Source organism: Legionella stuttgartensis, assembly GCF_977063405.2.
On sequence record NZ_CDRUHA020000033.1, the window covers coordinates 316446 to 328020 of the forward strand.

Below are 11575 nucleotides of genomic sequence, written 5' to 3' on the forward strand. Positions count from 1 at the left end.
CTCAATTAAAGTCAAAAGTACTGTAACTATATTCATGAATAAACTTCAGAAAAACCGATATATATGCAAATTCTAAATCAATTCGCTAAACGTCTACATTAATCTTCTATCATCAGGTTTACTATCCCCATTTTTTTTTCGATTAGCAGGGTATTGTTTACCGCTGATTTCTGAATAAAGGATAACCTGATTTCTCCCATTTGCTTTGGCAAAATATAAAGCTTTGTCCGCTGACTCAATTAATTCTTCAGGAGTACGTCCATGAGTGGGAAATATGGATATACCAATAGAAATAGTGATGGGGCCAACGTGTTGTGCTCCGTATTTTATTTGTATACGAGATACGGAATTTCTGATGTTCTCAGCCCGGTTTTTTATCATATTTGCATCCGTATCATAAAAAACAACAATAAACTCCTCACCACCATAGCGCGCAGCAAGGTCTCCCATACGAATATCGTCTTGTAATACTTTTCCTAGCTCTTTGAGGGCTGCATCTCCGGCATCATGACCGTAGGTATCGTTTATTTTTTTGAAGTGATCTAAATCTAACATTAAAACGGCCAGTGGTGCTTTTGTGCGGTCTGATTGATGGATTTGCTTTAAAAGAAAATCTTCCAGATAGCGGCGATTATACAAACCCGTTAACGGATCACGCATAGATTGATAGCGGAGATTTTCTCTTAAGCGCACATTTGCAAATGCTAAAGCAGTTAACTCCGCGAATGCCGTAATGAAAAGACGTTGATTGTCAGAAAATGCAGCTGGAGTTTCTTCTACAATCTCCAAGTATAGTAAACCATATATATCATTTTGCGCCATTAATGGCACGCAGAGATAGGTTGAATTTAGGTCATTGCTTAGGTTCACATGATTACACATCAGTTCATTATGAGATGAGCGTACATGATGAATTCGTCCCAAACGGATTGCCCAACATTGTTCAGGAGTAAAAGTGCTTTCCTGTGCATTTGGAGTTCCCCAAGTTGTGGCAATTTCCAGGTAGTTTTTCGACGGATGCATGACATATAAGTAACCACTCGAAAAATTGAGCATTCGTTGGCAATATTTGGTCATTACGTTACTTAATTCATTTTGAGAGTTACAGGCCAGCATAATATCGCTCATTTCAACCAGTAGTGTAATTTGCTCATTTTTATCTTGCAATGCTTGCATCCCCGCATTGAGTTTTTCATAAGAATCTTTAAGTTCAAGCTGTTCTTCAAGCTGCTTGGTTATATTACGAATAATGTGCATCGTGCCATTGATTTCATTTTTTTCGTCTTTAATTAAACTGGAGGTGATTTCAAAGACAATCCGCTGCTTATGGAGTTCATATTCAATATTTTTAACAAATTCCTCACCTCTAAGAGATTCCTTCCATGCTTCTACTAATTTATTTTTGGAACTCGGGAGATCCGAAAAAGCTTCCTCCAAGCTCATGCCTACTACAATAGACTTACCAAATAAACGCTTGAATTCACGTTGATATGCCTCATTAAAGATAATAAAGAGACAGTTATTATCTACAGCAGCTATCATGTCTGAGGCGCTTTCTAAAATACTTCTTAATTGTGCTTCAATATTTCTTCTGTCCTGCTCAGCTTTTAAACTTCGGGAGAGTTCTTTGTTCGCGAGAATGAATACTAAAATTAAACCACTTATGCTGATCATACCCCCGACAATATTAATGAAGTTTGCCAGCTGAGTATCACTCAGGACGATATCATTTCTTCCATTTAATAATACTAATTCGACCGATTTAATTTCTTGACCTAAGTCTTTGATTTGATTTGAAAGATCTACTTCTTGTCTAAAAAAATCTAATCGTTCTTGATTATTGAGCTGATTATTCATTTTTAATTGAATTGTTTCATTCAATTGACTAAGTCTTTGATTCGTTAAATCTCTAAAACGAGTTACACGCTCCGCTTGAGAGGGATTATCTTTTGTCAACTCAAGGAGATTATCGAAATTGGTTTTAAAGGTTAGCTTTATTTTATCAATATTCATTATGAATTGATTGTCACCAGAGATCAGATAACCTCTTTGTTGTGAATTAATGTTGACAATTGCGTAGAGGATTTGATCGGTAGTATGAATGACCTGATAGGTATGACTAACCCAATGATTTGCATCGACGAGCTTGTTCGATTGACGATAGGCAAAAATCCCATCAATTATCACGAGAATAAGGGCAGGTATAAAAATAAAATAAAGCAACATCTTGCTAAATTGAGAGTCCTTTTTAGCAAAGAGCGAGTTCTGTTTTGGCTTTTTGCTGTCATTCATAAGAGTCAATCATTCCATTTTCCTATTATTCAATTATATAACATTATTTCTACAAAATAATTTCGTTAGAAAATTGGGTGAAGACTACACGAACAATTTATTCGTATTTACAATAAGTTATGTTGTTATTGCATCATAATGCACAAAGTTATCCACAGGATAGAAATGACTTAAAAAACAACATATTTTAAAAATAGTTTATTTTCAATAAGTTAAGATTGAGTTTAGAGTTATTAAAGAAGTGCCAACAAAGTTATTCACAATTTATAAGTTGTTTCTATATATGCACCACGCAGACTTTGATAAAATTACTTTGCAATAGGGCATCACGATGGTTAAATAGTAATTATTAATCCTATGAATAAAAAGACAATGAACGAAGTAACAGAACGAAAAGCATTAACAGAATTTACAGAAAAGGCATACCTGGATTATTCAATGTATGTCATTTTAGACAGGGCCTTACCCCATATTGCAGATGGATTAAAGCCTGTTCAGCGACGTATTATTTATGCGATGTCTGAACTGGGTTTGAAGGCAACTGCCAAATATAAAAAATCAGCGCGAACCGTGGGGGATGTGCTGGGTAAGTTCCACCCTCATGGTGATAGTGCCTGTTATGAAGCCATGGTATTAATGGCGCAGCCGTTTTCTTACCGTTATCCTTTTGTGGATGGCCAAGGAAACTGGGGGTCTCCTGATGATCCTAAATCTTTTGCGGCAATGCGTTATACGGAAGCTCGGTTATCTCCTTATGCGGAAGTTTTACTATCAGAGTTATTACAAGGTACTGTAGATTGGGTCGATAATTTTGATGGGACCCTACAAGAACCATCATTACTCCCAGCACGCTTACCTAATATATTATTAAATGGTGCAACAGGTATTGCTGTAGGTATGGCTTCAGATATTCTGCCCCATAACTTGACCGAGGTGGCTAATGCCTGTATCCACTTATTGGATAACCCCGATGCAGATTTAACCGCAATCACCCAATATATTAAGGGACCAGATTTTCCGACCGAAGCTGAAATAATTACCCCGCCTGATGCCATAGCGAATATGTACGAGACTGGTAATGGTTCAATTAAAATGCGGGCCGTTTATTGTCAGGAAAAACAAAATATTGTCATCACTGCGTTACCCTACCAGGTTTCAGGTGCCAAAGTAATCGAGCAAATTGCGTTACAGATGCAACAGAAAAAACTCCCTATGGTGGAGGATTTACGTGATGAATCGGATCATGAACATCCTACACGACTGGTTATTATTCCGCGTTCAAATCGAGTCGATGCCGAAGGATTGATGTCTCATTTATTTGCAACCACAGATTTGGAACGCAGTTATCGAGTTAATTTTAATATGATAGGACTCGATGGCAGACCAAGAGTAAAAAATTTACTCGATATCATAACCGAATGGTTGTCTTATCGATTAACTGTAGTGAGGCGACGCTTAGAGTATCGTTTGGCCAAAGTGCTCGATCGCATCCATGTGCTTGAAGGTTTGCTGATTGCTTATCTAAACATCGATGAAGTCATTGCCATCATTCGTGAACATGAGCAGCCTAAGCAAGGATTAATGTCGCGTTTTAATCTCAGTGATCGTCAGGCTGAAGCGATTTTAGAAATGAAGTTGCGTCATCTAGCAAAACTGGAAGAGATAAAAATCCGCGGTGAGCAGGATGAGCTTTGTGCTGAACGAGATAGTCTGCAAAACATTCTAGCGTCAGAGCAACGCTTAAAAACTCTGATTAAAGAAGAGATTATTAGAGACAGAGACGAGTTTGGTGATGCACGACGTTCACCAATTATTGTACGCCAAGAATCACAAGCATTAAAAGAAGAAGATATTTTACCTAATGAACCCATTACGGTAGTGCTCTCTAAAAAAGGCTGGGTAAGAGCTGCTAAAGGTTATGATGTAATTGGAAGTGAGCTGAGTTATAAAGCTGGCGATGAATTTAAGGCACAAGCCATGGCGCGTTCAAATCAGCAAATCCTCTTTTTCGATAGCGAGGGCAAAGTGTATTCTTTGCCAGGTCATGTTTTGCCATCGGCTCGAGGGCAGGGTGAACCCTTAACCGGGAAGCTTAATCCCGCTGAAGGTGCACTGTTTGAAGCGGTAGTCGGAGGCGAAGCAGAACAGTTGGTGTTATTAGCTGGTGATGCGGGATATGGTTTTATAGCTAAGGTAGGCGATCTTTATGTGAAAAACCGCAACGGTAAAGCATGTATTAAATTGCCTGAATCCAGCCATATTTTGTCACCGCGTATTCTACCCAAACATGAAGAATTGTTCGTTGCCTGTGCGACAAGTGTTGGCCGTTTACTGATTTTTTCAGTGAAAGAGGTACCTGAATTATCTCGAGGAAAGGGAAATAAATTAATCAGTATTCCTGCTGCGAAAGCTGCATCACGTGAAGAGTATGTTATCGACTTGCAAGTGCTCACCGCCGATGACTCACTCACTGTGCATGCAGGTAAACGTCATTTTACGTTGAAAGGTGCGGATCTAGAACATTATAAGGGAGAGCGCGGGCGACGAGGTAATCGTTTGCCACGTGGTTTGCAAAATGTGACCCAATTACAAGTCAATACCTCAGAATAATCTTTAATTAGGATTGTAACCTGGGTGAAGGCATAGCCGAACCCGGGTTATAAGAGATGGTTCAATGTACCCATGCCATGAGTTTTTTTATGATACTGATTCCATCGTTTAATCCCTGGGATTTACTGTAATGATCTATTAAATAATTCATAGTAGTGATAAAGTGCTTGAAGTAATAAGCTAATGTCATTTCCAATAATGGAAAATAGTTTAGATAGGGAAATCTTAGTACCCATGTTAAAAATTTTTACCTTTGTTGCGTGCCTGTTACTAAGCTCCTGTATGGTTGGCCCTAATTATAAGGAGCCGATAAAACCAGTTGTTGCCCATTGGCCAAAAAAGGATGCAACGGTAAAAGAGGCTCCCTTTACAACGACGAAGTGGTGGCGAGTTTTTAATGATCCGGTGCTGACCTCCTTAATATGTCAAGGATATCATAACAACTTGACCCTCCAGAGTGCCGGGGTAAGGGTTTTACAAACCCGAGCGTTATTGGCTCAATCGGTAGGTCAGCTGTATCCGCAACAGCAGGCAGCTATTGGTAATTTCACCTATTATGAGATTGGTGGCAGTGAGCTACAAACGATTCTACCTTCATCCTTTGAAACGTTATCATTAGGTTTTTCTGCGAATTGGGAAATTGATTTTTGGGGTAAATATCGAAGAGCGATTCAAGCCAATGATGCTACATTTTTATCTTCTATCGCTGCATATGATAACGCCTTAGTCACTCTTACCGCAGATATTGCCAGTACGTACATCCAAATTCGTACTTATGAGAGACAAATCAAGGTAACGAAAGCCAACATCGTCGTACAAAGGGAAGGCTTAAAGATAGCCCGGGCTCGATATAATGCGGGTCAAACGAACCTCATCGATGTGGAACAAGCCCAGACTGAGCTTTCGCAAACTGAAGCCTCTTTACCTCCTCTTGTAAATAATTTAGAACAGCAAAAAAATGCCTTAGCTCTTTTATTAGGTACGGTCCCTAATGGGCTTGATGGAGAACTTAGAAAAAGCAAAGGGATTCCCCTCGCCCCTTCTACTGTCGCTGTGGGTATCCCTATCGAAACATTAGCACGTCGTCCGGATATCTATCAGGCGCGCATGGAGGCTATTGCGCAATCCGCTAAAATAGGCGCAACAAAAGCCAACCTGTTCCCATCATTTGCTCTAAATGGAACTTTCGTTTTCTCTTCAAATAGTATTGGTCAAAACTCGATTTCCGATATATTCCAATGGTCAAATCGCTCCATCACAGCTGGCCCAGCAATGACATGGCCCATACTTAACTACGGCCAAATCACTAATGCTGTACGAGCACAAGATGCTGTATTCCAGCAATCTATATTAAGCTACATTAATTTAGTACTCAAAGCGCAGCAAGAAGTTCAAAATAGTATTAGCGCTTATATCGAGGCCAAAAAAGCAGAACGTGCTTTAACCAAAGCAAATACCGCTGCAATTAAAACGTTAAAACTAGCAATAATACGATATGTGGATGGAGAGGTTGACTTCACTCCGGTATTGAATGCTGAGCAACAACAATTAAGCGTGCAGACGTCACTTGTGAATGCACAAGCCAATATTCCGCTGGCATTAGTCTCTCTTTATCGTGCACTGGGTGGTGGCTGGCAAATTCGTGGTGCGAACGATGTGGTACCACAACAAATAAAAGCTGAAATGGCTGCAAGAACGAACTGGGGTACTTTGCTGAAACAGCAAAATCATGAAATTCCGCGCACTAAGAAAGAAAAATTCAAAGAACTTTATTTACCTAAGTGGTAGAGGAAATGCATTAAATTCCCCTCTCTTATTGGGAGAGGGATTAGGGGTGAGGGTATAAGGCTTAGGCTCCTATAAAGAAAAAGGGAAACTTTGGAAAAATAATAAAATGGTATTGGGTATGAACTTTAATAGAGATTCAAAATCAGTCAAAATTGCAGGGATAGCTGTTGCTATTTTACTTCTCATCTATTTGATTTCACATTTTTTTGGCAAAAGTAATGCTCCAACTATTCCCGTTCCCGCAGTGGTGGTGCAAAATCCAATACTTGCGGAGATGGCTGAATATGTGACACAAACAGGGAACACCGTCGCTTATAACTCAGTTAACTTGGTTGCACGCGTAGAGGGTTATCTTGATTCAATTGAGTTTGTTGATGGTACTTTTGTTAAAAAGGGAAAAGAACTCTTTGTAATTCAGCCCGAACCATATTTTGAAAAACTTCGAGCGGCAAAGGCGACTGTGGCCGCAGCAAAAGCATCACTTGTGTATAACAAGTCAGAATATGCCCGCCAGCAGCGTATGTATAAGGAGCATGCCACCTCCCTAAACGAAGTCGAAAAATGGTATGCCAAAACGCTAGAAATTGCGGCCGAATTGGATAAGTCAGAAGCTGAAGAGGTAAATGCAGCGATCAATTACGGTTACACCCATATTTCAGCCCCATTTGATGGCCGCATTGGTCGGCATTTGGTGGACATAGGCAATCTTGTGGGACATGGAGAAGCCACCAATTTAGCCACAATAGAACAGATAAACCCCATCTATGTTTACTTTAATCTGAATGAAATTGATTTAATCAAATTACGCGCGGCGGCTCGTGCACGTGGGTTTAAACCCGAAGATATTAATAAAATTCCTGTTGAAGTAAGCTTACAAAATGATCCTGAGACTAAGTATAAGGCAACGTTAGACTTTGTTAATACAGGTCTTAATGCGTCCACAGGGACTATGGAGCTTCGCGCTATTTTACAAAATAAAGACTACATTTTTGTGCCGGGTCTTTTTGTGCAAGTTCGGGTTGCAATTTCCAGACCTAAAAAACAATTAACAGTGCCAGATACCGCAATCCTTTATGACCAAATCGGCTCTTATGTTTTGACTGTGGATGAGAACAATATAGTGGTGACGAAAAGGGTAACATTAGGCAGTGTAGAAAATGGAATGCGAGCAGTGACCACAGGGCTTACTGCCAAAGACCGAGTAATTATCGAAGGCCTGCAGAATGCGACTCCTGGTAATAAAGTTGAGCCACGTGAGAAGGCGACACAAACAAAAAGTACAGGGGAAGCCAAGCATTAATTGTGTCAGGCGTGCGTTGTTTGGGGGAATTGTTACAACAAGTGAGAACACGGCAGAATGATTTCTAAATTTTTTATTGAGCGGCCTATATTGGCAAACGTTATCGCACTACTCATAGTGCTGTTGGGCGCGGTGGCTGTATTTGTACTACCGGTATCTCAATATCCTGCCATTGTCCCTCCAACCATTCAGGTGACAACTACATATCCAGGTGCGGATGCGAAAACACTCATCAAAACTGTAGCCTTGCCTATTGAGCAGCAAGTGAATGGGGTGGAAAACATGTTGTATATGCAATCCACCAGCACTAATAATGGTACTTATACATTGATTGTTACTTTTTCAATTGGGACGGATCTTAATTTTGCTCAAGTATTGGTGCAAAACCGAGTGCAATCCGCAATGGCCCAGTTACCCGAATCAGTGCAAAAACAAGGGGTTATGGTCCAACAAAAATCCACAGCGATTTTGCAATTTATTACCCTAACATCCAAAAATAATGAATATGATGGGCTGTTCCTTGATAATTATGCTGCCATTAACATGCAAGATGAGTTGTCACGCTTACCCGGTGTAGGAAACGTGCTTATTTTTGGAACCGGGACTTATGCAATGCGTGTTTGGCTGGATCCTAAAAAAATGCTGGCTTATTCTCTTAATCCAAGTGATGTCCTGGAAGCCATTAGCCGTCAAAACCAGGAAGTTTCTTCCGGACAAATTGGCGCCCCTCCAACTGACGGTAAGCCTCCGTACCAATTTACGGTGAATGTCCCAGGACAACTTGCTGATGTCGATCAATTTTCCAATATCATCGTAAAAACAATAGCCCAACAACCCAATCAAACTGCGAATCAAAGTAGTAGTGCCCAAATTGTCCGTATTCGTGATGTTGGACGGGTGGAACTAGGCTCTAACAGCTACAATCAGATCGCGAAACTTAATAACAAACCGGCAGCTGCTATTGGTATTTATCAACTTCCTGGAGCCAACGCACTGCAAGTGGCAACCGAAGTGCGTAAAGCAGTTGAGAAAATGGCAAAGAAATTTCCTCCCGGGATGGAATATTCAATTCCTTTTGATACAACCGTTTTTGTAAAAGCCTCTGTAGACGAAGTATATAAAACCTTGTTCGAAGCGGGCATTTTGGTTTTGATTGTTATTCTGCTTTTTTTACAAAACGCTCGCGCTACTTTGGTACCTACAACCACGGTACCTGTAACCATCATCGGTGCATTCTTTGCCATGCTGGCATTAGGTTATTCCGTTAACCTATTAACATTATTTGCCCTGGTTTTAGCGATTGGGATCGTGGTTGACGATGCGATTGTAATAGTTGAGGGTGTAACCCAACATATTGAAAAAGGCACTCCACCCAAACAATCAGCAATTAACGCCATGACGGAATTAATGGGGCCGATTATTGGTATTACGCTGGTATTAATGGCAGTGTTTGTTCCCGCGGGTTTTATGCCGGGATTAACCGGAGCGATGTATGCTCAGTTTGCATTGGTTATTGCCGCAACCGCATTTATTAGTGCGATTAATGCCATGACCTTAAAGCCTACTCAATGTGCTTTGTGGCTCAGACCAATTGATCCTCAAAAAAAGAAAAACGTTGTTTTTCGTGTATTTGATAAGTATTACTATCCTATTGAAAATACCTATCTCAGATTCATTGACAGACTGGTTCATAACAATAAATCGGTTTGTCTTATTGGTCTTACATTAGTGCTTTTGGCGATTTTAGGCCTCAGTCGCATCCCAACAGGATTTATTCCAATTGAAGACCAGGGCTATGCGATGATGAACGTGCAATTACCAGATGGTTCCAGTTTAGGTCGCACCGAAGCTTTATTGCGCGATTTAAGCGACCAAGTATCTAAAATTGATGGCATAGCCAACGTAATCACTATTGATGGGATTTCGCTTTTAGATAACAGCGCAAGTCTTGCCAACGGTGGGGTTCTTTATGTGATGTTTAAAGATTGGAGCGTACGGGGTAAAAAAGAGGATTTGCTGGCGATGTATAAAGCGCTTAATGCAATCGCGGAAAAAACCTTAGGCGCTAAAATATTGGTGATGATTCCTCCACCAATTCAAGGGTTAGGTACTTCAGGTGGCTTTCAAATGCAAGTTGAATTGCAAGATGGATCATTTGATTATCAAAAATTACAAACCGCCACAGATCAGCTGATACGCTATGCCAGTCAGCAACCTGAATTACAACGGATGATGACTTCTTTTCGTGCTTCAGTGCCTCAGCTTGCTGCGCCAATCAATCGAATCAAAGCAGAAGCTTTGGGAGTTTCTGTAGGCGATGCATCCGATGCATTACAAACCTATCTTGGTTCATCTTATGTGAATTTATTTTCAAAATTCGGGCAGGTATTCCAGGTTTATGTGCAGGCCGATGCAAATTCACGGATGACGATTGGCGACGTTCGTAACTACTATGTAAGAAATAAATCGGGTGAAATGGTGCCATTGGGCACCCTTACGAATATGTCACCTACTGTTGGGCCGTCCATTATTTCTCTTTATAATTTATACCCTTCCAGTAATATTTATGGTGCTGCAGCTCCAGGGTACAGTTCAGGTCAAGCCATGCAAGTTATGGAGCGCTTAGCCAAAGAAGTGTTACCTGCCGGTATTTCTTATGAATGGACGAGTACTGCCTACCAAGAAAAAATTGCCGGAAATATGAGTTATTATATTTTTCTGTTGTCCCTGGTATTGGTGTATTTGATTTTGGCAGGACAATACGAAGATTGGATCGCGCCTGCAGCTATTTTATTAAGTGTACCCCTTGCCTTGATTGGAACGGTACTGGCTTTATCTGCATTAGGTCTTTCCAATAATATGTACACCCAAATTGGAATCTTGCTGCTTATTGCATTGGCGGCAAAAAACGCTATTTTAATTGTTGAAGTGGCACGAGAACAGCACGAGCTTCATGGTAAATCGATTATGGAATCCGCCGTAATTGGTGCAAGAACGCGTTTTCGTCCTATTTTAATGACCTCTTTTGCGTTTATTCTTGGGGTAATGCCTTTAGTATTTGCAACGGGTGCTGGAGCTAATGCACGGAAGTCCATCGGTATTGCTGTATGCAGTGGAATGTTGGCATCGACTTGCTTGGCAGTAGTTTTTGTACCTGCTTTTTTTGTGATGTTGCAAACATGGCATGAGAAAAGAAAAGCTAGGAAAAATGCACATTCGCAAAACTTAGGTAAAGAGGTTGAACTTTAGGCATACAAAAAAAATTAATAGAGAGATTGATGGTTTATCTCTTTCCTTATCCGCGAAACCCGGTAACACACTAGATTCTAAGGATAGTCGCGGGATAGGGAATTAAAAACTAGCTGAGCTCGTCGATTGAATTAATCTTTCGCTAAGGACATAAGGTTGGCATAATATTGGCATGATAAAATATACTCAGAATGTATATATTTGGAGCTTTTATTGTCATTTTCGAATTAACTCTAGGTTTCGCTGCACCACATTGATTAGTTGGATCCCGTGGAGTTCCGCGCTCTATTTACGTCTTTTACCAAAAACATAAGGTTTAGATAATGTTTCGTATGC

General features: G+C 40.3%; 5 protein-coding genes. 4 read left to right on the top strand and 1 reads right to left on the bottom strand.

Annotated features, from left to right (window positions below; all coding sequences use genetic code 11):
* Positions 1–93 precede the first annotated feature (93 nt).
* Positions 94–2292 (bottom strand): sensor domain-containing diguanylate cyclase, encoded by a 2199-nt coding sequence (locus ACWTEW_RS10095; protein WP_454781549.1) that lies wholly within the window; start codon positions 2290–2292, stop codon positions 94–96.
* A gap of 372 nt (positions 2293–2664) precedes the next feature.
* On the opposite strand from ACWTEW_RS10095, the gene parC reads away from it, so the two are divergent.
* From parC to ACWTEW_RS10115, 4 genes are all read left to right on the top strand, one after another.
* Positions 2665–4902, top strand: coding sequence for a DNA topoisomerase IV subunit A (gene parC, locus ACWTEW_RS10100; RefSeq protein WP_454781550.1), 2238 nt, complete (start codon positions 2665–2667; stop codon positions 4900–4902).
* Between the two features lie 234 nt (positions 4903–5136).
* A complete protein-coding gene (locus ACWTEW_RS10105; RefSeq protein ID WP_454781713.1) occupies positions 5137–6690 on the top strand; it encodes an efflux transporter outer membrane subunit in 1554 nt (517 codons plus the stop codon).
* Positions 6691–6808: 118 nt separating this feature from the next.
* Positions 6809–7990, top strand: coding sequence for an efflux RND transporter periplasmic adaptor subunit (locus ACWTEW_RS10110; protein WP_454781551.1), 1182 nt, complete (start codon positions 6809–6811; stop codon positions 7988–7990).
* A 57-nt stretch (positions 7991–8047) separates the two neighbouring features.
* Complete coding sequence (locus ACWTEW_RS10115) at positions 8048–11239, top strand: efflux RND transporter permease subunit (RefSeq protein ID WP_454781552.1); 3192 nt, start codon at positions 8048–8050, stop codon at positions 11237–11239.
* Positions 11240–11575: the final 336 nt, after the last annotated feature.

What these genes read in the sequence shown, in the direction of transcription:
- ACWTEW_RS10095 (WP_454781549.1), bottom strand. Translation starts at nt 2,292, where the DNA reads ATGAATGACAGCAAAAAGCCAAAACAGAACTCGCTCTTTGCTAAAAAG.
- parC (WP_454781550.1), top strand. Translation starts at nt 2,665, where the DNA reads ATGAACGAAGTAACAGAACGAAAAGCATTAACAGAATTTACAGAAAAG.
- ACWTEW_RS10105 (WP_454781713.1), top strand. Translation starts at nt 5,137, where the DNA reads ATGTTAAAAATTTTTACCTTTGTTGCGTGCCTGTTACTAAGCTCCTGT.
- ACWTEW_RS10110 (WP_454781551.1), top strand. Translation starts at nt 6,809, where the DNA reads ATGAACTTTAATAGAGATTCAAAATCAGTCAAAATTGCAGGGATAGCT.
- ACWTEW_RS10115 (WP_454781552.1), top strand. Translation starts at nt 8,048, where the DNA reads ATGATTTCTAAATTTTTTATTGAGCGGCCTATATTGGCAAACGTTATC.